Origin of the sequence: Streptomyces sp. NPDC086147, assembly GCF_040702165.1 — a bacterium.
Classification (GTDB): Bacteria; Actinomycetota; Actinomycetes; order Streptomycetales; family Streptomycetaceae; genus Streptomyces.
In genome coordinates, this window is sequence record NZ_JBFBJO010000005.1 from 457397 (window position 1) to 483228 (window position 25832).

At 74.2% G+C, this 25832-nt stretch carries 17 protein-coding genes; 9 read left to right on the top strand and 8 right to left on the bottom strand.

All coding sequences use genetic code 11. The features are described from left to right. Nucleotides 1-33: 33 nt before the first annotated feature. Complete coding sequence (locus tag AB0398_RS15185; protein ID WP_053648388.1) at nt 34-216, top strand: hypothetical protein; 183 nt, start codon at nt 34-36, stop codon at nt 214-216. 117 nt (nt 217-333) lie between these two features. On the opposite strand, the gene AB0398_RS15190 is transcribed toward AB0398_RS15185, so the two are convergent. The 4 genes from AB0398_RS15190 to AB0398_RS15205 all read right to left on the bottom strand — a co-directional run bounded on the left by AB0398_RS15190 (nt 334) and on the right by AB0398_RS15205 (nt 6096). After that, nucleotides 334-1329, bottom strand: a complete 996-nt coding sequence (locus tag AB0398_RS15190) for a hypothetical protein (protein ID WP_366375149.1) — start codon at nt 1327-1329, stop codon at nt 334-336. Nucleotides 1330-1712: 383 nt separating this feature from the next. After that, nucleotides 1713-2816, bottom strand: a complete 1104-nt coding sequence (prfB, locus tag AB0398_RS15195) for a peptide chain release factor 2 (protein WP_366375150.1) — start codon at nt 2814-2816, stop codon at nt 1713-1715. Between the two features lie 140 nt (nt 2817-2956). After that, on the bottom strand, nt 2957-4195 hold the full coding sequence (locus tag AB0398_RS15200) for a serine/threonine-protein kinase (RefSeq protein ID WP_366375152.1): 1239 nt from the start codon (nt 4193-4195) through the stop codon (nt 2957-2959). A 107-nt stretch (nt 4196-4302) separates the two neighbouring features. Then, complete coding sequence (locus AB0398_RS15205) at nt 4303-6096, bottom strand: serine/threonine-protein kinase (RefSeq protein ID WP_366375154.1); 1794 nt, start codon at nt 6094-6096, stop codon at nt 4303-4305. Between the two features lie 499 nt (nt 6097-6595). On the opposite strand from AB0398_RS15205, the gene AB0398_RS15210 reads away from it, so the two are divergent. The 4 genes from AB0398_RS15210 to AB0398_RS15225 all read left to right on the top strand — a co-directional run bounded on the left by AB0398_RS15210 (nt 6596) and on the right by AB0398_RS15225 (nt 14355). After that, the gene (locus tag AB0398_RS15210) at nt 6596-10537 is read left to right on the top strand and encodes an FHA domain-containing protein (protein WP_366375156.1); all 3942 of its coding nucleotides are present in this window, start codon (nt 6596-6598) and stop codon (nt 10535-10537) included. Nucleotides 10538-10683: 146 nt separating this feature from the next. Then, on the top strand, nt 10684-12084 hold the full coding sequence (locus tag AB0398_RS15215; RefSeq protein WP_366375158.1) for an ABC transporter substrate-binding protein: 1401 nt from the start codon (nt 10684-10686) through the stop codon (nt 12082-12084). Between the two features lie 10 nt (nt 12085-12094). After that, entirely contained in the window at nt 12095-13447 is a 1353-nt protein-coding gene (locus tag AB0398_RS15220) for a sugar ABC transporter permease (RefSeq protein ID WP_366375160.1), read from the top strand. Next, nucleotides 13444-14355: a carbohydrate ABC transporter permease gene (locus tag AB0398_RS15225; protein ID WP_366375162.1), complete on the top strand. Its 912-nt coding sequence runs from the start codon at nt 13444-13446 to the stop codon at nt 14353-14355. The genes AB0398_RS15220 and AB0398_RS15225 overlap by 4 nt, the downstream gene beginning before the upstream one ends. A gap of 45 nt (nt 14356-14400) precedes the next feature. Here AB0398_RS15225 and AB0398_RS15230 read toward each other — a convergent pair whose 3' ends face one another. After that, nucleotides 14401-15000: a TetR/AcrR family transcriptional regulator gene (locus tag AB0398_RS15230; RefSeq protein ID WP_366375164.1), complete on the bottom strand. Its 600-nt coding sequence runs from the start codon at nt 14998-15000 to the stop codon at nt 14401-14403. A gap of 228 nt (nt 15001-15228) precedes the next feature. Here AB0398_RS15230 and AB0398_RS15235 point away from each other — a divergent pair, with 228 nt between their 5' ends. The 3 genes from AB0398_RS15235 (at nt 15229) to AB0398_RS15245 (ending at nt 18348) form a co-directional block, all read left to right on the top strand. Continuing rightward, nucleotides 15229-16152, top strand: a complete 924-nt coding sequence (locus tag AB0398_RS15235) for an ABC transporter permease (protein ID WP_366375166.1) — start codon at nt 15229-15231, stop codon at nt 16150-16152. Next, nucleotides 16145-16957 carry an ABC transporter ATP-binding protein gene (locus AB0398_RS15240; protein WP_366375168.1) on the top strand — a complete coding sequence of 271 codons (813 nt, stop codon included), beginning with the start codon at nt 16145-16147 and terminating at the stop codon, nt 16955-16957. Before AB0398_RS15235 ends, AB0398_RS15240 begins: the two co-directional genes overlap by 8 nt. 257 nt (nt 16958-17214) lie before the next feature. Continuing rightward, nucleotides 17215-18348 (top strand): glycosyltransferase 87 family protein, encoded by a 1134-nt coding sequence (locus tag AB0398_RS15245; RefSeq protein WP_366375258.1) that lies wholly within the window; start codon nt 17215-17217, stop codon nt 18346-18348. A 62-nt stretch (nt 18349-18410) separates the two neighbouring features. Here AB0398_RS15245 and AB0398_RS15250 read toward each other — a convergent pair whose 3' ends face one another. Next, nucleotides 18411-23375, bottom strand: a complete 4965-nt coding sequence (locus AB0398_RS15250) for an NAD-glutamate dehydrogenase (RefSeq protein ID WP_366375170.1) — start codon at nt 23373-23375, stop codon at nt 18411-18413. 385 nt (nt 23376-23760) lie between these two features. Between AB0398_RS15250 and AB0398_RS15255 the strand changes: the two genes are divergently transcribed. Then, nucleotides 23761-24315 carry a DJ-1/PfpI family protein gene (locus AB0398_RS15255; RefSeq protein WP_366375172.1) on the top strand — a complete coding sequence of 185 codons (555 nt, stop codon included), beginning with the start codon at nt 23761-23763 and terminating at the stop codon, nt 24313-24315. Between the two features lie 99 nt (nt 24316-24414). Here the strand turns inward: AB0398_RS15255 and AB0398_RS15260 are convergent, their stop codons facing one another. Both AB0398_RS15260 and AB0398_RS15265 read right to left on the bottom strand, forming a co-directional pair. After that, complete coding sequence (locus tag AB0398_RS15260; RefSeq protein ID WP_366375174.1) at nt 24415-25074, bottom strand: HAD family hydrolase; 660 nt, start codon at nt 25072-25074, stop codon at nt 24415-24417. Between the two features lie 76 nt (nt 25075-25150). Then, nucleotides 25151-25657, bottom strand: coding sequence for a hypothetical protein (locus tag AB0398_RS15265; RefSeq protein ID WP_366375176.1), 507 nt, complete (start codon nt 25655-25657; stop codon nt 25151-25153). Nucleotides 25658-25832: the final 175 nt, after the last annotated feature.

Sequence of the window (25832 nt, forward strand, 5' to 3'; positions counted from 1 at the left end):
GGTGGGTACCCCAGTGCGGGAGGAGGAGAGCGCATGACCTACGACCGACTGGTGTGCGCCAACTGCGCGGCCCCGGTCGCCGAGGGCCGCTGCCCCGTCTGCCGCGCGAACCGGGAGCGACTGACCCCCCAGGGTCTTTCCCCCGCCATGCTGCTGACGGTGGCGATCGCCCTGCTCGCGGCGATCGCGCTGCTCGCGGCGGTCCGTACGGCCTAGAGCCGCCCGAACGGGCCACAGGGCCGCCCGGACGGCCCATACGAGCCGGAGAACGACCGAAGGGCCGGGGAGAGATCTCCCCGGCCCTTCGTCATGCCCTGCTCACGCGCGGAGGCGTCAGACGGCGGTACGGCCGCCGGCGACGAGACGCGGCAGCATGCGGAAGCCGATGCCGCCCGCGATCATGGTCGCGGCGCCGATGATCAGGAACGAGGTCTCGGCCGCACCGGTCTCGGCGAGCTCCTCCTTGGCCTGACCCTGCTGCACGGGCTGCGAGCCGGCGTTGTTGGTGTCGGGCTTGTTGGTGTCGACGCACTCGGCGCCGTCGAGGTCGACGGTGCAGGTGCCGGCGCCGCCGTCGGTGGAGGAACCGCCACCGGTGGTGGAACCGCCGCCGGACGCGATGGAGCCGCCGTTGGTGGTGGTGGATCCGCCGTTGGTGGTGGTCGCCCCGCCGTTGCCGGAACCGCCGTTGTTGGACACGCCACCATCGGCAGCGGCACCGCCGTTGGCAGCGGCACCGCCGTCAGCAGCCGCACCACCGTCAGCGGCAGCGCCACCATCGGCAGCGGCACCACCGTCAGCCGCACCACCGTCAGCGGCAGCGCCACCATCGGCAGCGGCACCACCGTCAGCCGCGGCACCGCCATCGGCAGCGGCGCCACCGTCAGCGGCGGCACCGCCATCGGCAGCGGCGCCACCATCGGCCGCGGCACCACCGTCAGCAGCCGCACCACCGTCGGCGGCAGCGCCACCATCGGCAGCAGCGCCACCATCCGCAGCGGCACCACCGTCGGCCGCAGCGCCACCGTCAGCGGCGGCACCGCCATCGGCAGCCGCACCACCGTCGGCGGCAGCGCCACCATCGGCAGCCGCACCACCGTCAGCCGCGGCGCCGCCGTCGGCCGCCCCGCCCACGGTCTGGCCGAGGATCGTGGTGCCGTCGGTGTCGCCCTCGTTCCCGTCCTGGATGCTGATCTCCCCGGAGCGGTCCGCGTCCGAACCGAAACCGTCGACGGCCTGCGCGGCACCGGCCGCCGTCAGGGACGCACCGGCGATGATCACGGCACTGGCCGCGACCCGCACCAGGCGGACTCGCGTCTTGTTGGTCATCTGGCTGCTACCCCCAGTAGCTCATCTCGTCATGGGGCAGCGCTCGGGGCCTGCGCGGCAGGGGCGGCGTCACGACTGGACCGGCCCCCGTTCACACGCGCCCCAGAAATGCGCATGCCAGTACGCCACCCTTCCGAGTTTCCGAAGAGGCGTCAAGGTCGTTGCGCGTGCGATGCCCGAAAGATCACCGGCTGACCGACATGCGACGATGCAACTGTGACGTAAACCCTGAACTACGGGACCCGCCGCGTCAGTTCCCTTGTCGACAAAGCGTCCTGACGGCCCGTATTCCGCTTGCGGCAGCGAACAAGTGGTGAATGCGGCGGAACGGAACGGGCCCCGCACCGTGTCGGTGCGGGGCCCGGCCGAGGAGGAGCCGCGGACTACTTGTCCTGCTGCTTGCGCCAGCGGATGCCCGCCTCCAGGAAGCCGTCGATCTCGCCGTCCAGGACGGACTGCGGGTTGCCGACCTCGAACTCCGTGCGCAGGTCCTTGACCATCTGGTACGGGTGGAGGACGTACGAGCGCATCTGGTTGCCCCAGGAGCTGCCGCTGTCCTTGAGCGCGTCCATCTTGGCGCGCTCCTCCTGGCGCTGGCGCTCCAGGAGCTTGGCCTGGAGGACGTTCATGGCGCTCGCCTTGTTCTGGATCTGGGAGCGCTCGTTCTGGCAGGAGACCACGATGCCGGTCGGGAGGTGCGTGATGCGCACGGCCGAGTCGGTCGTGTTGACGCCCTGGCCGCCGGGGCCCGACGCGCGGTAGACGTCGACGCGCAGCTCGGACTCGTCGATCTCGACGTGGTCGGAGGACTCGACGACCGGCAGGATCTCGACGCCCGCGAAGGAGGTCTGGCGGCGCCCCTGGTTGTCGAAGGGCGAGATGCGGACGAGGCGGTGGGTGCCCTGCTCGACGGAGAGGGTGCCGTAGGCGTACGGGGCCTTCACCACGAAGGTGGTCGACTTGATGCCGGCCTCCTCCGCGTACGAGGTCTCGTAGATCTCGGTCGAGTAGCCGTGGCGCTCCGCCCAGCGCAGGTACATGCGCTGGAGCCGCTCGGCGAAGTCGGAGGCGTCGACACCGCCGGCCTCGGCCCGGATGTTGACCAGGGCCTCGCGCTCGTCGTACTCGCCGGAGAGGAGGGTGCGGACCTCCATCTCGTCGAGGGCCTTGCGGACGGAGCCCAGCTCCGCCTCGGCCTCGGCGAAGGTGTCCGGGTCGTCCATCTCCTCGGCGAGCTCGAAGAGCACCCCGAGGTCGTCGATCCGCCCGCGCAGGGTCTCGGCCTTGCGGACCTCGGCCTGGAGGTGCGAAAGCTTGCTCGTGATCTTCTGCGCCGCCTCCGGGTCGTCCCACAGGGACGGGGCCGCGGCCTGCTCTTCGAGCACGGCGATGTCGGCCCTCAGCTTCTCGAGGTCCAGGACGGCCTCGATCGACCCCATGGTCGAGGAGAGGGACTTCAGCTCTTCGGATACGTCGACGACTGCCACGCGTCCAGCGTAACGGCTCCGGGCGGGGAGCCGAACCCGTGACCGCCGGGGGGTGTCCGGCCGGTCCCCCGGGGCCCCGGGGGGCGCGTCGGAAGCGGCCCCGTCCGCCCGGAGGGCGGGCCGGGCTTCCGGCACGCGCCCTACGGGAGGGGCGAGGACTGCTCGGAATCCTGCGGCGGGGCCTCGCCGTCGCCGGAGGCCGCGAGGTAGCCGCCGGCGCCCAGCGCTCCGGCGAGGACGACCGCCGCGACGGCGAGGGTGATCCGGCGCTTGCGGACCGCGCCCGCCTTGTGGCGGGCCGAGCCGGGGCGGCGGGCGCCCGCCGGGCGGGGGGCGCGGGCGGTGCCGAGGGGGCCGCCGGAGAGCTCGTCGGGGGCCGGGACCCGCATGGAGGTGTGGGTGTCGCGGTGGGAGTCGGGGGAGGCGCCGGGGACGAGCGGGACGGCGGCCCGGCGGGGGCCGGGCTCGGCGGCGCCCGGGGCGGCGTAGCCGTCGTCCTCGTGCGCCTCCGGGGCCGGCTCCGCGTCGGGCTCGTCCACGTCCAGCGGCGGGATGCCCTTGAGCAGCGGCAGGACGTCCTTGAGGCGGGCGGCGAGCTCGGAGGCGCGCAGCCGGGAGGCCGGGGCCTTGGCGAGGCACTGCACGAGGAGCTGCCACAGCTCCTCGGGGATGCCGGGGAGCGGGACGACGGTCTCGGTGACGTGGCGGCGCAGGACCGCGCCGGGGTGGCCGCCGCCGAACGGGGTGAAGCCGGCGAGCAGCTCGTACAGGACGGTCGCGAGGGCGTAGATGTCGACGGCGGCGCGCGGCGGGAGGCCCTCGACGATCTCGGGGGCGAGGTAGTCGGGGGTGCCGATGATCCGGGTGGCCTTGGTGCGGCCGGGGGTGTCGATGAGCTTGGCGACGCCGAAGTCGGTGAGGAGGGCGGGGTGGGCGCCGCCGGGGCCGAGCGGGCCCTCCATGTCGAGCAGGATGTTCTCGGGCTTGACGTCCCGGTGGACGACCCCGGCGGCGTGCGCGGCGGCCAGGGCGTCGGCGACGTCGGCGACGATCGCGACGGCGGCCTCGGGGGCGAGCCGGCGCTCGCGGTCGAGGCGGGTGCGCAGGTCGGTGCCGCGCACCAGGTCCATGACGAGGGCGAGGTCGTTGCCGTCGACGACGAGGTCGCGGACCTTGACCACGCGCGGGTGGTCGAGGCCGAGCAGGGCGGTCCGCTCCTGCACGAAGCGGCCGACGAGTTCCTGGTCGGAGGCCAGGTCCTCGCGCAGCAGTTTGACGGCGACGGGCCCCTCGGGGCCCTCGCCGAGCCACACCGTTCCGGCGCTGCCCCGCCCGAGGATCTGGTGGGCGGTGTAGCGGCTGCCGATGTTCCGTGCCAAGACTGCTCCCTCAGCGGCTGCGGTTCACGCCAAACGTACGCGTCCGCGGGCGCCGGTCGTCACTTCCGAGGGGAAAACACCCCTCGGAAGTCGACAAATCAACAGTATTACTGTCCCGTACCGCCGGTAGCACCCGTGTTTCCGGTGCCGGTACCGGTGCTCGCGCTGTCGAACAGGTCGGAGACCCAGGTGGTGAACGACGAGACGCCGTCGCCGATCGCCTCCCAGTAGCCCTTGCCCTCGGCGACCCAGCTCTGGAGCGGGGTCAGCTCCCAGACGAGCCAGCCGGCGACCACGAACAGGACGATCATGACCAGGCAGCCCTTGAGGCAGCCGAGGCCGGGGATCCGGACCGGGTTGGCGCTGCGCCGGCGCGGTTCGCGCGGCGGGCGCGGCTCGCGGGGCGCGGGGGCCTGGGGCGGCGGCTGCGGGGGCGTGTACTGCTGCCGGGGCGGGGCGTACTGCTGCTGCGGGGCGGGCGGCGGCGGAGGCGCGTACTGCTGGGGCTGGTGCTGCGGCTGGTACTGCTGGGGCTGCTGCCGCTGCGGGGCGGGCCGCTGCTGCTGGTACGGCGGGGGCTGCTGCTGGCGCTGCTGCTGGTTGCCCGGGGGGTGCGGGGGCTGCTGCGGCCGGCGCTGCGGGCGCCGGCGCAGGGGGTCCTCGCTCGGATCCAGGTACTGCACCTGCGTCTGCTCGTTGCGGTCGCGGGCGGCGCGCAGCTGGTTCTGCCAGGGGTGCGGCTCCTCGCCCTGCCCGCCCTGGCCGGCCTGCGGCGGGCCCGGCGGGACGGGGGGCATGACGGTCGTCGGGTCGGCGCCGCCGCCCGGCCCGCTCGTCGGCATGACGCCGGTCGTGCCGGCCGGGTCGTACCGCGGCGGCGCGCCCGCTCCGGCGGGCAGCACCTGGGTGGGGTCGGCGGAGCCGGGGGCGCCGTGGGACATCACCTGGGTCGGGTCGGCGGCCCCGGGGGTCTCCGGGACCGGCGCGGGCGCCGGGTCGGGGGCGAGGAGCGCCCCGACGCCGTCCGCCGCCTCGATCTGGGCGGGCGTGGCGTGCACGCCGATGCCGGCGGCGACCGCGCGCAGGCCCCGGGCGAGGTTCACGGCGCTCGGGCGCCGGTCCGGGTCCTTGCTGAGGCAGCGCTCTATCACCGTCCACAGCGGGCCGGGCACGGTCGAGGGGCGGCGCGGCTCCTCGCTGAGGTGGCGGTGGAGGACCTCCAGGGCGGTGCCGCCCGCGAACGGCGGCCGGCCGGTGACCAGCTCGTAGAGGAGGATGCCCGCGCCGTAGATGTCGACGGCGGAGGTCTGCGGGCGGCCCTCGGCGGACTCGGGCGCCACGTACGCGGGCGTGCCGACGAACTCGTGGGTGCGGGTCAGGCCCGGGGAGTCGGCGAGGCGCGCGATGCCGAAGTCGGTCAGCATCGGGTGCATCCGGCCGTTCTGCTCGGCGAGCAGGACGTTGGCGGGCTTCAGGTCGCGGTGGACGACGCCGTCGGCGTGGCTGGCGGCGAGCGCGTCGGCGATCTGGGCGGTGAGGAGCGCGGCGGCGACCGGGGTGAGCGGTCCGTTCTCCCGGATGTACCGGTGCAGGTCGGGGCCCTCGACGAGGTCCATGACGAGGGCGAGGACGTCGCCCTCCACGACCAGGTCGCGGGTGCGCACGATGTTCGGGTGGGTGAGCCGGAGCAGCACGGACCGCTCGCGCAGGAAGCGCATCACGATGTCCGCGTCGTTGGCCAGCTCCTCCTTGAGGACCTTGATCGCGACGGTCTCGCCGGGCTGGCCGGCCACGGCCGCCTCGGCGCCGGCCGTCTCCCGCTGGCGGGCTCGCCAGACGGTGCCCGTGGCGCCGCGGCCGAGCGGCTCCTCGAGCAGGTACTTGCTGCCGATAGGCCGCACGTCACGCGCTCCCTGCTGATCGTGGTCCCGGTGTGGTTCCCGTGATGTCCCCGCGGTCCCTGTGCTCTGTGGTGACACGTCCGGGTGTCCGACCCACTTTAGGGCCTGCCCGGCGGATCAAGGCCGGTCCGGACGGGTCGCGGGCCGGTCGTCCGCCGGGCGTCCCCGGGGGCGGGCCCTGACCGAAGATGTCCGGAACGTACCCCGGCCCTGTCCGGAAGAAGACGCTCCTTCGCCCGGGACGGTTGCCGCGCATGTTCCGAAGGCATGCTCAACCAGGCACTTTTGCGCCCACAGCCGACCATTCAAGATCACTTACGGCCGACCGGCGGGCGCGGTGTCGGTGGCAGGTGCGAGGATGCCCCCAGCACGACGCACCGATGGGGTCGGGAGCCCCGCGCCGTGCCGACCTGTACCGGACGACGCGTCCGTGCCGGGTGGGGGAGACACGGGGCGGCCCCCTGCCGGACACGTCGCGCAGAAGGGACCGCTGACGGCGATGCAGATCCGGCTGACCGTCCTCGCGCCGCACGCCGGCCACGGCGCCGCACGCGCCTGCGACGTGCTCGTCACCGCCCCTGCCGGGACGGCGCTCTCCGCCGTGGCCTCGCAGCTGGCCGCCGCCGTCACGGGCCCCGAGGCCTCCGCCTCGGGCACGATCGTGCTCCACGCGGGCGCGGAGCGGCTGGACGGCCGGCGCTGCGTGCTCGGGGAGCCCCCGCTGGTCGACGGCGCCGTCCTCTCGCTCCAGGTCCCGGGACCGGACGACCGGGTCGGCGAGGCCGCGGCCGCCCGGCTGCACGTGGTGGCGGGACCGGACGCGGGCGGGGTGCACCTGCTGCACGGCGGAGCGATCAGAATCGGCCGTTCCGTCGACGCCGACGTCCCGCTCGACGACCCGGACGTCTCCCGCGCCCACTGCACGGTGACGATCGGCGGGGACGGCCGGGTCACGGTCTCCGACCGCGGCTCGACGAACGGCACGACCCTCGACGGCGCCCCCGTCGGCGAGCGCCCGGTCCGGCTCCGCCCCGGCGCCCTGCTGCGCCTCGGCGAGTCCGCCCTGCGCCTGACGGGCCCCGGCGACGACCTCCCCGGCGGTACGGACGCGGTGGTGACGGCCCCGGACGGCGAGGGCCACCTGCGGCTCGCGCGCGGGGCCGCCGGAGCGGACCGGACGGGACCCGCCGGCCGGACGGCACCGGCGGGCGGTCCCGGGGCGGCCCCGGGCGGCCCGGCGGACGCCGACACGACCCACGGCGGCGGGCACGCGCTCGCGTGGGGCGGCGACGACCCGTACGACGGGTACGACGGGGGCCAAGGCCCCGACGGCGGCCCCCACGACCCGTACGGCTCCGCCGGAAGCGGCGGCGGGCCCCCGGCGGCTCCGGCCGCGACCGCGTCCCGGGCCGGCGGCAGGCGCGGGCTCGGGGCGTGGGCCCGGCGTCTCGCCGGAGGCCGCGAGGAGCTCCCGGCGCCCGCCGCCGGGGCGCACCCTGCCCCCGTCCCCGACACGCACGCGGGCGCCCGCCCGGGCACGGGCACCCGCGGCCCCGGGCCGGGCGCCGACACCTGGCCCGACCCGGCCACCGTCCTGCTCACCGCCCTCGGCCCCGGCGGCCGCCTCTGGGAGCGGGACCCGGACCACCCCGAGTCCCTCGTGGTCCGGCTCGGCACCACGGACCGCGCCGAGCTCTCCGGGGTGCCGGTCACCGTCGGCCTTCGCGAGGCCGGTTCCCTCGGCCTGGCGGGCCCCGGCGACCGGCTCGCCGGGTTCGCCCGCTCGGTGGTGGCCCAGCTCGCCGCCCTGCACTCCCCCTCCGACCTGGAGATCGTCCTCGTCAGCGCCGACCGGAACCGCCCCCTGGAGGAGCGGCGCCGCGCCTGGGGCTGGCTCGGCTGGCTCCCGCACGTCCGGCCGGCCCACGGCCAGGACTGCCGGCTGCTCCTCGCGTACGACCGCGAGCAGGCGCACGCGCGCACGTCCGAACTGACCCGGCGGCTCGACGACGGCCCGCTCGGGCCCGGCTGGCCCAGCGCCGACCGCGCGTCCGTCGCGGAGGCCGCCGCCCGCCACGAGGGACCCCGGACGATCGTCGTCGTGGACGGCGACCCGGGCACGGCGGCGCTGCGCGAGACCGTGGCGCGGCTCGCGGGGGCCGGGGCGGCCGCCGGCATCCACCTCCTCTGCCTCGCCGAGGCGCCCTCCGCCTCCCCGGTCTCGCCGGTGGCGGCGACCTACGAGGCCGCGTGCGCCGCGTCCCTCGCGTTCCGCGAGTGCGGGGCCGCCGCGCTCCTGAGCGGGGACGTGGCGACGGCGCTGCGGCTGCTGCGCACGGCGGGCGGGCGCGTGGCGGGCCACGGGACCGTCGGCGTGGTCGACGCGGTCTCCGTCGCCTGGGCCGAGCGGTTCGGCCGGGCCCTCGCGCCACTGCGGCCCGAGACCTCGGCGGCGCCGCACGGGCGGGCCGCCGCGCTGCCCCCGTCCTCCCGGCTGCTCGACGAGCTGGGTCTCGCCCGGGCCACCCCCGCCTCCCTGATGGCCCGCTGGGCCTCCGCCGGGGACGGGACGGCCGTCCTGGGCGCGGGCCCGCACGGCCCGCTGGCCGTGGACCTCACCCAGGAGGGGCCGCACCTGCTGATCGAGGGCCCGGCGGGCAGCGGGCGCACGGAGCTGCTCCGCTCGATCGCCGCCTCGCTCGCGGCGGGCGGCCGCCCCGACCGGCTCGGCCTGCTCCTGGTGGACGGGGCGGGCGGCGAGCGCGGCGAGGGCCTCGCGGCCTGTACGGAGCTGCCGCACGTCACCGAGCACCTGGTCGCCTCGGACCCGGTCCGGATGCGGGAGTTCGCGCAGGCGCTCGGCGCCGAGCTGAAGCGGCGGGCCGAGCTCCTGGGCGACACGCCCTTCGCCGACCGCCGGGGCGCCCGCGCCCCGCAGGTGGCCGAGCGGCTGATCGGCCAGCGCGCCCCGAGCGCGGCGGAGTCCGTCCCCCGGGGCGCCCGGGCGACCGTCCGCCTCCCGGACGCCGTCGACCACCCGAGCGGTCGCACCCTCCGCACGGGCGACGGCACGATCGGCGCCCTCCCGAGCAGCCGGAGCACCCGCGCCCCGGGCCGACCGGACGACCAGCCGACCCGGGGCGCGTACCAGGGCGGCGCCGACCTCGACGGGCGCGCGTCCCGCACCGGGGCCGACGACCTGGGCGGGCGGGCGAGCGGCCGGAGCCCGTACCCGGGCGCGGACGACGTGACCGGCCGGACGCCCCACCCCGGCTCGGGCGACCTCCACGGGCGCGCGAGCGGACGCGTGTCCCGTACCGGAGCCGACGACCTCGACGGACGCCCGAGCGGCCGGAGCCCGTACCCCGGCGCCGACGACCTCGACGGGCGCGCCAGTGGCCGTACCCTCCGCAGCGACGACGGCGACCTCGCCGACCGGACCGGCGGGCGCGTGCCGCGGACCGGAAGCGGCGCGGCCCGGGGCGGCGCGGACGCGTTCCTGACCGACACGCCCAGCGGTCGGCTGCCGCGCCGGGACGGCGGGGGCGGCCCGGAGGAACGCTCCAGCAGTCGTACGCTCCGGACCGACGAGGGCGACCTCGACGGGCGCGCGAGCGGACGCGTGCCCCGCACGGGGGCCGACGACCTGGGCGGGCGCCCGAGCGGCCGGAGCCCGTACCCGGGCGCGGACGACGTGACCGGCCGGTCGAGCGGCCGGAGCCCGTACCCCGGCGGCGACCTGGACGGACGCCCCAGCGGCCGCACCCTCCGCCTCGGCGGCGGCGACCCCGGTGACCGTACCGGCGGACGCGCACCCCGCACCGAAGACACCGGCGTGCGGATTCCGCGGCCCGCCTCGGGCCAAGGCGCGGGCGAGGCGGCGGGCGGTCGGGGCGCCGGGGCCGGGGCGCTGCCCCGGCTGGTCGTCCTGGTCGACGACTTCGACGCCCTGGTCGCGCCCGCGCTCGGCGCCCCCGGCCGGCCGGCCGCCGGGTCCGTCGTGCGGGCCCTGGAGGCCGTCGCCCGGCACGGCGAGCGGCTCGGCGTGCACCTCGTCGTGGCCTCGGCCCGCCCGGACCGCACCGCCGACACCGAGCCGGCCCACAGCGCCCGGCTGCGGATCGTGCTCGACGCGCCCCCGGTGACGGCGGGCCCGGACGTCCCGGCGGCAGGACGGGGCCGTCTCGGGCACCCGGACGGCCGGGTGACCCCCTTCCAGGCGGGCCGCGTCACCGGCCGGATCCCCCGGACGGCGACGCTGCGGCCGACGGTCGTCCCGCTGGAGTGGGAGCGGATGGGCGACCCGCCCGCCCGCCGCCCGGTCCGCGAGCTGGGCAACGGACCGACGGACCTGGCGCTCCTGGCGAGCGCGCTCGACCGGGCGGCCCGTTCGGTGGAGGCGACTCCCGTGCCGCCCCTCTCCCCCGTCGCCCACACCTGAAACACTCCGGAAAGTGCTCCTGACGGCACGTCACGAGCCAATCACGATCGTCCACTTGGCACGGAAGGCGGTATTGCGGCCCCGCATCACCGGGCGTAGACCTGTCGGCACGGGACAGCTCAGCGCACGAAAGAGACGGGGCAGCGATGCGGACAACTCTTCGTCCACGCAAGGCCGCGGTGACCTTCACCGCACTCACGGCGCTCGCCGCGCTCGCCCTCGCGGGCTGCGGCGACGACGGCGTCAAGAAGCCCGGACGCTCCGGGGGTTCCGGAGGCACCGGGAGTTCGGGGGGCTCCGGGGGCTCCGGCGACAGCCCTTCTCTAAAGGGGGAGAAGATCGAGGTCGCCGCCGTCTGGACGGGCCCGGAGCAGGAGAACTTCGCCAAGGTCCTGAAGGAGTTCGAGAAGCGGACCGGCGCGACCGTCACGTTCGTGCCCGCCCAGGACCCGATCGTGAACTTCCTCGGCACGAAGATCGCCGGCGGCTCCCCGCCCGACGTCGCGATGCTCCCGCAGGTGGGCGCGATCCAGCAGGCCGCCGCCCAGAAGTGGCTCAAGCCGGCCGGCCCGGAGGCGAAGGCCCAGCTGGCCGCGAACTACTCGCGCGGCTGGCAGGAGCTCGGCGCGGTCGACGGCACCCAGTACGGCGTGTACTTCAAGGCCGCCAACAAGTCCCTGGTCTGGTACAACGCCGTCGTCTTCGAGAACGCGGGCGCCACCGAGCCGAAGACCTGGAAGGAGTTCCTGGCCACCGCCGAGACCATCTCGGCGTCCGGCGTCACCCCGGTCTCGGTCGGCGGCGCGGACGGCTGGACCCTCACCGACTGGTTCGAGAACGTCTACCTCTCCCAGGCGGGCCCGGAGAAGTACGACCGGCTGGCGAAGCACGAGATCAAGTGGACGGACCCGTCCGTCGCCGCCGCCCTGACCACGCTCGCCGAGCTGTTCGGCAAGCCGTCGCTGCTCGCGGGCGGGACGAGCGGCGCGCTGCAGACGGAGTACCCGGCCTCGGTGACGCAGACCTTCACGGGCGGCGCAGAGCCGAAGGGCGCGATGGTCTTCGAGGGCGACTTCGCCGCCGTCAACATCGGCCAGACCGAGGCGAAGATCGGCACGGACGCGAAGGTCTTCCCGTTCCCGAAGGTCGGGGACGCCGGGACCGTGCCCGTGGTGACGGGCGGCGACGCGGCCGTGGCCCTCAAGGACACCAAGGGCGCGCAGGCGCTCCTCGCCTTCCTCGCCTCCCCGGACGCGGCGAGGATCTGGGCGGGCGCGGGCGGCTTCCTCTCGCCCAACAAGAACCTGGACCCGGCGGTGTACCCGAACGACGTCCAACGCGAGATCGCCGAGGCCCTGGTCGGGGCCGGTGACGACTTCCGCTTCGACATGTCGGACCAGATGCCGCAGTCGTTCGGCGGGACGCCGGGCAAGGGCGAGTGGAAGGCGCTCCAGGACTTCCTGAAGAACCCGAAGGACGTCGCCGGGGCCCAGGCGCGTCTGGAGGCGGACGCGGCGAAGGCGTACCGGGCCGCAGCGAAGGGCTGAGGTACCGGCGATGTCCTCCACCACCGCCTCCACGCGCGCGGGGAGCACGACCGGAACGAACAGGGCCGGAAGGGAGGGGCGGCGGAGCCGGGCCGTGGCCGCGGGCTTCCTCCTGCCCGCCCTCCTCCTGCTCGGCGCGCTCGTCGTCTACCCGATCGGGTACTCCGTCCAGCGCTCGTTCTTCGACCGCTCCGGCTCCTCCTTCGTCGGCCTCGACAACTACCTGGCCCTGTTCACCGACGCCTCGCTCCGCACCGCCGTCAAGAACAACCTGATCTGGCTGGTGGCGGCTCCGGCGGTCGCCACCGCCCTCGGTCTGGTCTTCGCGGTCCTGACCGAACGCGTCCGCTGGGGAACGGCGTTCAAGCTGCTCGTCTTCATGCCGATGGCGATCTCGATGCTGGCCGCCGGGATCATCTTCCGGCTGGTGTACGAGCAGGACCCGGACCGGGGCGTCGCGAACGCGGTCTGGGTCGGCGTCCACGACACCTTCGCCGAGTCCTCGGTCTTCCCGAAGGCCAGACCGCTGCCCGTGCACCCGCTGAAGGCGGCCGGGGACGGCGCGTTCGTGACGAAGGAACCGGTGCGGGCCGGGCAGCCCGTACGGCTCCCGCTGGTCGGGGTGGCGCCGGCGCAGATGCCGGAGGGCGCGCGCCCGGCCGCGCCACCGGCCGGCACGGACCCGGGCACGATCACCGGCACGGCCTGGCTGGACTTCACCCGGGGCGGCGGCGGGCGGCCGAACGAGGTCGACCCGGCCGAACGCGGCCTCGCGGGGCTGCGGATCGAGGCCGTGCGGGACGGGAAGGTGGTCGCCACGGCGACGGCAGCGGCCGACGGCACGTTCGCGCTGCCCGCCGACCGCGCGGACGGGGCCGTGCTGCGGCTGCCCGCGGGCAACTTCCGGGAGCAGTACAACGGCGTCGAGTGGCTGGGCCCGTCGCTCGTCACGCCCGCGATCATCGGGGCGTACGTGTGGATGTGGGCCGGGTTCGCGATGGTGCTGATCGGGGCCGGGCTCGCGGCCGTGCCGCGCGAGCTGCTCGAAGCGGCGCGGGTGGACGGGGCGAACGAGTGGCAGGTGTTCCGCCGGATCACGGTGCCGCTCCTGGCCCCGGTCCTCGCGGTCGTCCTCGTCACCCTGATGATCAACGTGCTGAAGATCTTCGACCTGGTCTTCGTGATCGCGCCGGGCTCGGCGCAGGACGACGCGAACGTGCTCGCGCTCCAGCTGTACCGCTCGTCCTTCGGCACGGACGCGGACCTCGGGGTCGGCTCGGCCATCGCCGTCCTGCTGCTCCTGCTGGTGGTCCCGGTGATGGTCCTGAACATCCGCCGCATGCGCAGGGAGGCCCGCCGATGACCACGACCGACGTCCGGCCGACCCGTTCCGCCGCCTCCGCCCGGCCCTCCCGCCCGGTCCGTTCCCCGGCGGCGCGGCTCGCGTCCGCGGCCGCGTCCGGCGCGGTCCGCGTCTTCCTCGTCCTGGCGGGCCTGTTCTGGCTGCTGCCGACGGTCGGACTGCTGCTCTCCTCGCTCCGCTCGCCGCCCGACATCGCGGCGAGCGGCTGGTGGGAGGTGTTCACGGCCCCGGCCCGGCTGACCACGGAGAACTACGCCCATCTGCTCGCGAACGACACGATCACCGGCTCGCTGCTCAACACGGTCCTGATCACCGTCCCGGCCACGCTGCTCGTCCTGGTGATCGGCTCGTTCGCCGGGTACGCGTTCGCGTGGCTGGAGTTCCCGGGCCGGGACTGGTGGTTCCTGGGCGTGGTCGCCCTGCTCGTGGTGCCGGTGCAGGTCGCCCTGGTCCCGGTGTCGAAGCTGTTCGGGGTGGTCGGGCTCTTCGAGACGACCGCCGGGGTGGTCCTCTTCCACACGGCCTTCGGCCTGCCGTTCGCGATCTTCCTGCTGCGGAACTTCTTCGCGGAGATCCCGCGCGAGCTCCTGGAGGCGGCGCGGCTGGACGGGGCGGGCGAGATCCGGCTGTTCACCCGGGTGGTGCTGCCGCTGGGCGGCCCGGCGATCGCCTCGCTCGGCATCTTCCAGTTCCTCTGGGTCTGGAACGACATGCTGATCGCCCTGATCTTCGCGGACTCGCAGTCGCCGCCGATCACGGTGGCGCTCCAGCAGCAGGTCCGGCAGTTCGGCAACAACGTGGACGTGCTCGCGCCGGGCGCGTTCCTGTCGATGGTGGTGCCGCTGGTGGTGTTCTTCGCGTTCCAGCGCCAGTTCGCGTCGGGGGTGATGGCGGGTGCGGTGAAGTAGCCCGTACGGCCCCGGGGTTCGAGGCCGCTCGGCCCCTGCGCGGGGTCAGGCCCTGAGCGCCGCCACCGCCGAGCGCGCGAGGTCGTCGACGTACCCCGGGGGCGGCGGGGTGCGGACGACGCCGAGGCGCCAGTACAGCGGCCCGACGACCAGGTCGAGGGCCCGGTCCGGGTCGGCGTCCTCGGGGAGTTCGCCGCGCTCGACGGCCGCGCGGACGATCCGGGCGACGACGCCCTGCTGCCCGTCGAGCAGCGCGGCCCTGACGGCGTCGGCGATCTCGGGGTGCCGGGCCGCCTCGACCAGGAGGTCGGGGACCACCCGTGAGGCGACCGGGTGGCTCAGGGCGTGCGAGGCCACTTCGAGGAGGGCGCGCACGTCCCCGTACAGGGAGCCGGTGGCGGGCGCCGGCAGGCCCTGGACGGCGAAGGCGCCGACGAGGTCGAGGACGAGGGAGAGCTTGGACTTCCAGCGCCGGTAGACGGCGGTCTTGCCGACGCCCGCGCGGCGCGCGATCCCCTCGATGGACATCCGGGCGAAGCCGACGGCCGCGAGCTCCTCGAAGACGGCGGCGCGGATGGCCTCGGTCACGTCCTCGCGGAGCACGGCGGCCCCGGCGGGGGCGCGGCGGGGGGTCGGTTCGCTCATGGACGGCATCCTAACCAACGCCCACGTGACGACGATACGGTTGCGTTCCGTCGTAGAGCGCCCTACTGTCCCCGTAGCGACGATACGGTCCCGTTCCGTCGCACTCGTCATCCGTGCCCGCATCCCGTCATCCGTGCCCCCGCACCCGTCGGCCGCCGCGCCCCGGGCCCGGAAGCCGACCGCACCCGCACCCGCACCGAAAGCCCGCCCATGACCACACCCGCACCCATGGCCACGCCCACGGCCGTGACCGCACCGCCCCCGCCGTGGACCGCCCCTCCCCCCGAGGACCTCCGCGCGCTCGCCCTCCGTCACGGCCTGACCGTCGCCGGGGCCCGCCCGCCACTGCCCGAGTACGTACGGCAGCTCTGGTCCCGCCGCGACTTCGTCGTCGCCTTCGCGACCGCCCGCCTGACCGCCCAGTACAGCCAGGCGCGCCTCGGCCAGCTCTGGCAGGTGGCGACCCCGCTGCTCAACGCGGCCGTCTACTACCTGATCTTCGGCGTCCTCATGAACGCCCGGCAGAGCGTGCCCGACTACGTGCCCTTCCTGCTCACCGGCGTCTTCGTGTGGACCTTCACCTCCGGCACCCTCCTGGCCGGCACCCGGGCGATCAGCGGCAACCTCGGCCTGGTCCGCGCCCTGCACTTCCCGCGCGCGACCCTGCCGCTCTCGCTCGCCCTCCAGCAGCTCCAGCAGTTCCTGCTCTCGCTGGTCGCGCTCCTCGCGATCCTGCTCTGCTGCGGCCAGCTCCCCACCTGGCGGTGGCTGCTGGTCGTCCCGGCGCTCGCCCTCCAGACCCTGTTCAACACGGGCGCGGCGCTCGTCCTGGCCCGGATCGCGGCCCGCACCCCGGACGTCAGCCAGCTGATGCCGTTCGCGCTCCGCACCTGGATGTACGCCTCGGGCGTCATGTGGTCGATCCGGCACCCGACGGGCACCGGGCGCCTCCCCGGGGGCGCGACGCTCGCCCTCCAGTGCAATCCGGTGGCGGTCTACATCGACCTGATGCGCTCCGCCCTGATCGGGAGCCACACCCCGGACCGCCTGCCGCCGTACGTCTGGGCGCTCGCCGTCGGCTGGGCCCTGCTGTCCTTCGGGGGGGGCTTCCTCTGGTTCTGGCAGGCGGAGGAGAGGTACGGCCGTGGCTGAGGCGCACGAGCAGGAGAGGATCCCGACCGTCGTGGCCGACGGCGTCCACGTCACGTACACCGTGCACGGACACGGGAAAGGGAACGGGAACAAGCACGGGAAAGCGGGCGGCGGGCGGCGGGGACGCCCCTCGGCCACCCGCCGGGTCCACGCCGTCAAGGGGATCGACTTCGTCGCGTACCGGGGCGAGGCGATCGGCCTGATCGGTTCGAACGGATCGGGGAAGTCCACCCTCCTGAAGGCCGTCGCGGGACTCCTGCCCGTCGACCGCGGCCGGATCTACACCCACGGCCGCCCCGCCCTCCTCGGCGTCGACGCGGTCCTGATGAACGACCTGACGGGCGAGCGGAACGTCATCCTCGGCGGCCTCGCGATGGGCATGAGCCGCGCGGAGGTCCGCGAGCGCTACGACGGGATCGTCGAGTTCTCGGGCATCAACGAGAAGGACGACGCGATCTCCCGCCCGATGCGGACGTACTCCTCCGGGATGGGGGCCCGGCTGCGCTTCTCCCTCGCCGCCGCGAGGAGCCACGACGTGCTGCTCGTCGACGAGGCCCTGGCCACCGGCGACGCGCGCTTCCGCCGCCGCAGCCGGCGGCGGATCGACGAACTGCGGGCGGCGGCCGGGACGGTCTTCCTGGTCAGCCACTCGAACTCCACGATCGCGGAGACCTGCGGGCGCGCCCTGTGGCTGGAGGCGGGGAGGCTGCGGATGGACGGCCCGGCGCGGGAGGTGGTGGCCGCGTACGAGGAGTTCACCGCGTCAGAGGCGAAGACCACCGGCAAAAGAGACATTACGGGCTAAAGTGCGGTCGGGTGACGAACGATCAGCCGCAGACCTCCCACCCGGCCGGCACCGAACCCCCCGGCACCGCACCGCCCGGCTCCCCCACGTCCGGCCCCACCGCCGACGCCCCCCGCCCCACCAGTACGAGCACCGAGCCCCCCGCCCTCACCCGCTCCCCCTTCGCGTCGGACACCTTCACCTCCGCCACCTTCGTCACGGTCGGCAGCGGCCCCCGGCTCGCGCTCGCCGCCGTCTGGCTCCTCACCCGGGCCGGCATGCTCCTGCTGCTGCTCCGCGACGACCTCGGCATCGGCGGCGTGGCCCGCGAGGTGGCGCTCTACGAGCACTGGTACGGGAAGTTCGCCGCGGGCACCTTCCCGCCCGGCGACACCACCTGGCAGTACCCGCCGGGAGCCGGGCTCGTGATCATGTCCCCGGGCGTCCTCCCCTGGCTCACCTACTTCCAGGCCTTCGTCACCCTCACCCTCCTGGCCGACGCGGTCGTCACCCTCGCGCTCGCCCGCGCCGACGGCGCCCGCCTCACCCACGGCGCCTGGGTCTGGGTCTGCGGCCTGCCGCTCCTCCTCCACCTGCCCCTCGCCCGGTACGACGTCCAGACCACCGCCCTGGCCGTCCTCGCCCTGCTCGCCCTCACCGCCCGCCGGACCGCCGCCCACCAGCTCGGCGGGGCGCTCGCCGGGATCGGGGCCATGGTCAAGGTGTGGCCGGCGCTCGCCCTCCTGGGCACGCCCCGGGGCCGTACCACCCGGCAGGCGTGGACCGCCGCCGTCGTCACCGCCGCCGCGCTCCTCGCCACCCTCGCGCTCTTCTTCTCCGAGTCCTTCGGCTTCCTGCGCCAGCAGGGCGACCGGGGCATCCAGATCGAGTCGCTGGGCGGCACGGCCCTCGCGCTCGCCCGGTCCGCCGGCGCCTGGCCGGGGAGCGTCGAGTTCCGCTACGGCGCCCTGGAGTACGTCGGCCCGTACGTCTCCACCCTCGGCCACCTCTCCCTGCTGCTCACCGCCACCGCCCTGTGCTGGCTGGTCCTCTGGCGCATCCGGGCCCACCGCTGGACCCCCGCCACCCCGTACGACACGGCCTTCGCCGCCGTCCTGCTCTTCACCGTCACCAGCCGGGTGATCAGCCCCCAGTACATGATCTGGCTGCTCGGGCTCGCCGCCGTCTGCCTGACCTCGCGGGACACCGTGATGCGCCCGGTGGCGCTGCTGCTGCTCCCGGCGGCGGCGCTGAGCGCGCTCGCGTACCCCGTCCTCTACTTCGACGTCATCGACGGCACCCCCACGGGCCTCGCCGTCATGGTGGTCCGCAACGGCCTGCTGCTCACCGCGGCCCTGCTCGCCGCCCGCCGCCTGTGGACCTCGACGGTCGCCGCCGCGCCGGAGGAGTGAGCCCGGCGGGAAAGCGCGAGGGGCCCCGCCGGAGAACCGGCGGGGCCCTCGCGCACGTACTCCTAGCTGTGCGAGCGCAGCAGCGTGCGCATCGTCCGCATCGCCACCGACAGGTTCGCCAGGTCGAAGGTGTCCGAGCCCTGGATCTCCTCCAGGGTCGTCCGCGCGCGGCCCAGGATCGCCGCGTTCTTCTCCTCCCAGGCCTTGAACCGCTCCTCCGGGCTGGCGTTGTCGCCGCCGGCCGTCAGGACGTCCTGCGTGAGCGCCGCGTGCGCCGCGAACAGGTCCTCGCGGATCGAGGCGCGGGCCATCGACTGCCAGCGGTCGTCGCGCGGCAGCTCGATGATCCGGTCCATCAGGTCGGTGATCCGCAGCCGGTCGGCCAGGTCGTAGTAGACCTCGGCCACCGCGAGCGGGTCCGTGTCCGTCCGGTCCGCGATCGCGACGATGTCGAGCGCCGGGAAGGCGGAGGAGAAGCCGGCGACCCGCCGCGCGAGCTCCTCCGGCACGCCGAACCCGGTCAGCTCGTCCAGGATCGACCGGTACCAGTCCAGGTCCGCGCCGCGCAGCAGCTCCGGCAGCCGCGACCAGACCTCCTCGACGCGCTCGGCGAAGAACTCGATGGTCTCGGTGAGCTGGAGCGGCTGCGGCCGGTTGTTGAGCAGCCAGCGCGTGCCGCGCTCGACGAGCCGGCGCGAGTGCAGCCGCATCCGGGTCTGGATCTCGGCCGGGACCTCGTTGTCGAGGGCCTCGACGGCGTCCCAGACCTGGCCGAGGCGGAAGACGATACGGGCGGCGGTCTGCGCCCGGACGATCTCCTCGACCGACGCGCCGGTCTCCTCGCGGAGGCGGTGCAGGAAGGTCGAACCGCCCGCGTTCACCGTGTCGTTGACCAGGACGGTGGTGACGATCTCGCGGCGCAGCGGGTGGTGGTCGACCGCGTCGGTGAACTCCCGGCGCAGCAGCGTCGGGAAGTACGCGTGGAGCAGCCCGGTCAGGTACGGGTCGTCCGGCAGCTCCGTGCCGATCAGCTCGTCGGCCAGCGTGATCTTGGTGTACGCGAGGAGGACGGCGAGCTCGGGCTGGCTCAGGCCCTTGCCGTTGTTGAGGAGTTCGCGGATCTGCCGGTCGTTGGGCAGGAACTCCAGGGAGCGGTCGAGGGCCCCGTCGCGGCCCAGGCGGCGCATGAACCGCTGGTGGGCGTGGAGCAGGGACGGCGACTGGGCGACGGCGTTGGCCAGGGCCGTGTTCTGCGCGTAGTTGTTGCGCAGGACGAGCGTGCCGACCTCGTCGGTCATCTCCGCGAGGATCTTGTTGCGCTGCTTGACGGTCATGTCGCCCTCGGCGACGAGCCCGTTGAGCAGGATCTTGATGTTGACCTCGTGGTCGGAGGTGTCGACGCCGGCGCTGTTGTCGATGGCGTCGGTGTTGACCTTGCCGCCCTGGCCCTCGGGGCCGCCGGAGCGGGCGAACTCGATGCGGCCGAGCTGGGTCGCGCCGAGGTTGCCGCCCTCGCCGACCACCTTCGCGCGCACGTCCTGGCCGTCGACGCGGATGGCGTCGTTGGCCTTGTCGCCGACGTCGGCGTTCGACTCGGCCGAGGACTTGACGTACGTGCCGATGCCGCCGTTCCACAGCAGGTCGACGGGCGACTGGAGGATCGCCTTCATCAGCTCGGCCGGGGTCATCTTGGTGATCCCGTCCTCGATGCCGAGGGCGGCCCTGACGTGCGCGTTGACCGGGATCGACTTGGCACTGCGGGGGTGGACGCCGCCGCCCGGGGAGAGCAGCGAGGTGTCGTAGTCGGCCCAGGACGAGCGGGGCAGCTCGAAGAGGCGGCGGCGCTCGGCGTACGAGACGGCCGCGTCGGGGTTCGGGTCGAGGAAGATGTGCCGGTGGTCGAAGGCGGCGACCAGGCGGATGTGCTCGGAGAGCAGCATGCCGTTGCCGAAGACGTCGCCGGACATGTCGCCGACGCCGACGACCGTGAAGTCCTCGGTCTGGGTGTCGTGGCCGAGCTCGCGGAAGTGCCGCTTGACGGACTCCCAGGCGCCGCGGGCGGTGATGCCCATGCCCTTGTGGTCGTAGCCGGCCGAGCCGCCGGAGGCGAACGCGTCGCCGAGCCAGAAGCCGTACGCCTCCGCGACCCCGTTGGCGATGTCGGAGAAGGTCGCGGTGCCCTTGTCGGCGGCGACGACCAGGTAGGTGTCGTCCTCGTCGTGGCGGACCACGTCGACCGGCGGCACGACCTCGCCCGCGACCAGGTTGTCGGTGATGTCGAGCAGGGCCGAGATGAACGTCTTGTACGAGGCGATGCCCTCGGCCATCCAGGCGTCCCGGTCCACGGACGGGTCCGGGAGCTGCTTGGCGACGAAGCCGCCCTTGGCGCCGACCGGCACGATGACGGTGTTCTTCACCATCTGCGCCTTGACCAGGCCGAGGATCTCGGTGCGGAAGTCCTCGCGCCGGTCGGACCAGCGCAGACCGCCGCGGGCGACCTTGCCGAAGCGCAGGTGGACGCCTTCGACGCGCGGCGAGTACACCCAGATCTCGAAGGCGGGGCGCGGGGCCGGCAGGTCGGGGATGGCCTGCGGGTCGAACTTCATCGACACGTAGGAGTGCGGCCGGAGGTTCGAGTCCTGCTGGAAGAAGTTGGTCCGCAGGGTGGCCTTGATGACGGTCAGGAAGGAGCGCAGGATGCGGTCCTCGTCCAGGCTCGCGACCTGGTCCAGGGCGGCGTCCAGCTCTTCGAGGAGCGCGTCGATCAGCTCGGTGCCGGCGCGCTGGCGCTCCGGCGCCATCCGGGCCTCGAAGAGGTTGACGAGCAGCCGGGTGGTGTGGACGTTGTTGCGGAGGGTGTCCTCCATGTAGTCCTGGCTGAAGGTCGCGCCGGCCTGCCGCAGGTACTTGGCGTAGGCGCGCAGCACCATCGCCTCGCGCCAGTTCAGACCGGCGGAGAGGACGAGGGAGTTGAAGCCGTCGTTCTCGGCCTCGCCGGTCCAGGTGGCGGCGAAGGCCTCCTGGAAGCGCTCGCGGGCGTCGTCGCCCAGGGTCACGCCGCTGCCGTTGGTGGCCGGGAGCCGCAGGCCGAAGTCGTAGATCCAGGCGTGGGTGCGGTCGGCGCAGCGCAGCTCGTAGGGGCGCTCGTCGGTGACCTCGACGCCGAGCCGGTTGAGGACCGGCAGGACGGCGGAGAGGGAGATCTGGTCGCCCGTCTTGTAGATCTTGAAGCGGCGCTCGCCGGGGCCCGCGAGGACCGGCTCGTAGAGGGAGAGCGAGAAGTCCTCGTCGCTGCCGGCGAGGGCCTCCAGGTGGACCAGGTCGGAGACGGCCGCGCGCGGCGAGTGGTCGGCCTTGTAGCCCTCGGGGAAGGCGTTGCCGTAGCGGCGCAGCAGCTCGGCGGCGCGCTCCTCGCCCAGCTCGGCGTTGAGCGCCTCGCCGAAGCCGTCGGACCAGGAGCGGGCGGCCTCGACGAGCCGGCCCTCGATGCGCTCGACGTCGGCGTCGGTGAGCTTGGCCAGCTCGGTGCCGGGCTCGACGCGGACGACGAAGTGCAGCCGGGAGAGGATCGACTCGGTGTTCCAGGCGGTGAAGTCGACGCTGGTGCCGCCGAGCTCCTCCTTCAGGATGTCGATGATCCGCAGCCGGACGCGGGTGGTGTAGCGGTCGCGCGGCAGGTAGACGAGGGCCGAGTAGTAGCGGCCGTACTCGTCCTGGCGCAGGTAGAGCCGCAGCCGGCGCCGCTCCTGGAGGTAGAGGACGCTGGTGACGACGGACCGGAGCTGGTCGACCGGGGTCTGGAACAGCTCGTCGCGCGGGTAGGTCTCCAGGATCTGGAGCAGGTCGCGGCCGTCGTGGCTGTTCGGGGAGAAGCCGGCGCCCGCCAGGACCTCCTGGACCTTGCGCTTGACGACCGGGACGCGGCGGACGGACTCGGTGTAGGCGGCCGAGGAGAACAGGCCGAGGAAGCGACGCTCGCCGACGACGTTGCCGTCGGCGTCGAACTTCTTCACGCCGACGTAGTCGAGGTACGAGGGGCGGTGCACGGTCGCCCGGCTGTTGGCCTTCGTCAGGATCAGCAGCTTGTGCTCGCGGGCCTTGGCCCGGGCGTCGGCGGGCAGCCGGCTGAAGGAGGGCGACACGGGGTGGGCGTGGTGGCCCTCGTCGTCGCCGGAGTGGGGCGGGTCGGAGCGCAGGATGCCGAGGCCGGTGCCGGGCACGGCGGACAGGGCGTCGCCGTCGACGAGCTCGTACTCGCGGTAGCCGAGGAAGGTGAAGTGGTCGTCGGCCAGCCAGCGCAGCAGCTCGCGGGCCTCTTCCACCTCGGTCGGGCGCAGGTCGGAGGCGGTGGGCTCGTCGGGGAGGCCGTCCGCGATGCGCAGCGCGGCGTCGCGCATCTTCTCCCAGTCCTCGACCGTCTCGCGGACGTCGGACAGGACGCGGCGCAGGTCGGCGGTGATCTGCTTGAGGTCGGCGCGGTCGGTCTCGCGGTCGATCTCGACGTGGATCCAGGACTCGGTGAGCGCGTCGTGCGGCAGCTCGCCGTGGATCTGGGCCGACAGGACCTCGATGAGGCGGCCGGTGACGTCGCGGCGGACGAGGACCTGCGGGTGGATCACGACGTGGATTCCGCGACCCTGGCGGGACAGCTCGTTGGTGACCGAGTCGACGAGGAAGGGCATGTCGTCGGTGACGACCTCGACGACGGAGTGGCTGCTGGTCCAGCCGTTCTCCTCGACCGTCGGGGTGTGGACGCGCACGTTCGCCGTGCCCTGTGGCCGGTTCTCCGCCAGGCGGTAGTGGGAGAGGGCGGCGCCGAAGACGTCGACCGGGTCCCGGTCGGACAGGTCCTCGGGCGCGGTGTGCAGGTAGTAGCGCTGGAGGTACTCGAGCACGGTGTCGCCGTCCGGGCGCTCGCCCGAACCCTCCGGCCCCGTCGGGAGTCGCCCCCCGACCGGGCTGTGCTCAGCTACCCGGGCGGCCCTTTCGAGCAGCTCGGCCTTGGCTTCGTCCAGCTTGGTCTGCATGTCCTCTGACTCCTGGCCGCGCGCCGTTGCGCGACATCGGTGGAAGGAAGGGCCCAACGCCCCTGCGTCGTGTCTCCGCAGAAGACGGCGTCATGCCCGGATGAGAGATGCCCGGGTCGTTTTCGGCCACTGATCGTGGCACGCCCGGGCGGAGGGGATCGGCGCACGCACGGTCGGCCCGGCCGCCGGAGCGGGTCGGGCGGCAGCCGGGGGCTTCACTGCCCCCTCGGCGTATCGCGCTGATCACGACGAAAGCCTATCGCTCCGGACCCCCGCCCCGTCATGAGCTGTATGTGTACAAAAGAGGGGATGGAAGTTTGACGTTATGGACAGTGACACATGTCCTCAGGGCACGGCATCCGACCATCTGCGAGCTGGGAGAGCCATGGCGAGGATCCTGATCGTGACCGGGGACGCGGCGGAGTCGCTGGAGGTGCTGTACCCCTACCAGCGCCTCCTGGAGGAGGGGTACGAGGTCGACATCGCCGCTCCGGCCCGCAAGACGCTGAGGTTCGTGGTCCACGACTTCGAGCCCGGCTTCGACACGTACACCGAGAAGCCCGGCTACACCTGGCCCGCCGACCTGGCCTTCTCGGAGGTCGACCCGGGGGCGTACCTGGCGGTGGTGATCCCGGGCGGGCGGGCGCCGGAGTACCTGCGCAACGACCCGGAGCTCCGCAAGATCCTCAAGGCCTTCTTCGACGCGGACAAGCCGGTCGCGCAGATCTGCCACGGCCCGCTCCTGACGGCGGCGACCGGCAGCCTGGAGGGCCGCCGGGTCACGGCCTACCCGGCCCTGGAGCTGGACATGCAGGCGGCGGGGGCGTCCTTCCAGGACACGGCGGCCGTGGTCGACGGCCTGCTCGTCTCCTCCCGGGCGTGGCCGGACCACCCGGTCTGGATGCGGGAGTTCCTGAAGGTCCTCAGGTCGAAGGGCTGAGGACTTCGGCGGTACGGGGCGGAGGGGCCCGGCGGTACGTACGGAGGGGCCGGGGCGTGTCCGGCGGACCGGGGCCGGGGCCGCGACGCCCGGTACGCCCTAGACCAGCTCCTCCGCCACGGCCACCGCCTCCGCGAGCGAGTCGACCACCGGCACCCCGACCCGCTCCAGGGAGGCGCGGCTGTGCGAGCCGCCGGTGTAGAGCACGGCCTTCGCCCCGACGTGCGCGGCGGCGATCGCGTCGTCCGCCGCGTCGCCGATGACGACCACCCGCTCGACCCGGACGCCCTCCAGGGCGGCCAGGTGCCGCACCATGTGCCCGGACTTCCCGTCCGTGGAGGCGTCGGGCCGCCCGTCCATGCGCAGGAACCGCTCCGCGATCCCGTGCCGCCGCACGAGGGGCACGAGGTCGACGTGCGGCGCGAGCGAGAGCAGCGACTGCGTGAAGCCGGAGGCCTGCCGGGCCGCGAGCAGCTCGGCGGCGCCGAGGGTCAGGCCGCAGTTCTCGGCCCGCTCCCGGTAGTGCCGGTGGAAGACGCCGTCCATGAGGGTCCACTCGGCGTCGGTGGGCAGCCGCCCCATGAGTCGTTCGTAGAACTTCGGCACCGGCACCATGTACAGCTCGCGGTACCGCTCCAGCGTGAGCGGTTCGAGTCCGAGTTCGGCGAAGGCGGCGTTCGTCGCCCCGATGACCGCGTCGATGTCGTCGAGCAGCGTGCCGTTCCAGTCCCAGACCAGGTGTTTTCCGTGCTTCCCCATGGAAGGACGGTACCCGCCGCCTCCGACGGCGAAGAGGGCGGAGCCGTTCCGAGACCCTCCCGGAACCCCCGGCGCCTCAGCCCAGCAACCCGGGAACCTCCTGCACCCCGAACCACAGCAGTTCGTGGTCCTCGGCCCCGTCCACGACGAACCGCGCGTCGTCGTCGCCCCGGTCCGCCGCGCCCAGCGCGTCCGCCGCCGCCCTGACGTCCGCCTCGGCGTCGTCCGCGTCGGCGTGCACGGCCGCGGCCTTGGCCAGCGGTACGGCCCCGGCGATCCGGACCTCGCCGATCGAGTCGGCGTCGAGCCCCCGGTCGGGGTCCGCGACCGCGTCCTCGTCGGCCACGTCGACGGCGACGACGATCCGGCGCCGGGGCGCCCCGGGGTCGGCGGCGAGCAGCCGCAGGGAGGCGGCGGCGGCCCGGCCGAGCGCCGCGTACTCCAGCTCCTCGATGTCGTCGGAGACGTACCACTCGCGCAGCGCGGGGGTGACGGCGTAGGCGGTCAGCGGGCCGGGGCCCAGCTCGCCCGCCTTGTGCGCCTGTGCGAGACCGGGGAGGGTCAGGGGGACGTAGACGCGCATCGGCTGGCCGCTTTCGTAGAGGGAGAGATCCTCAGGATACGTGCGGAGTCCCCCTTCGGGGCGGCGGGCCGGAGTCGCCGTCCGTCCACTCCGGGAGCCCGTGCGCCGGACCTCCGGAGAGCCGATTTCCGGCCGTGTCACCCGGATAGGTGATCCCGTTCCCGACCGCCCCGGG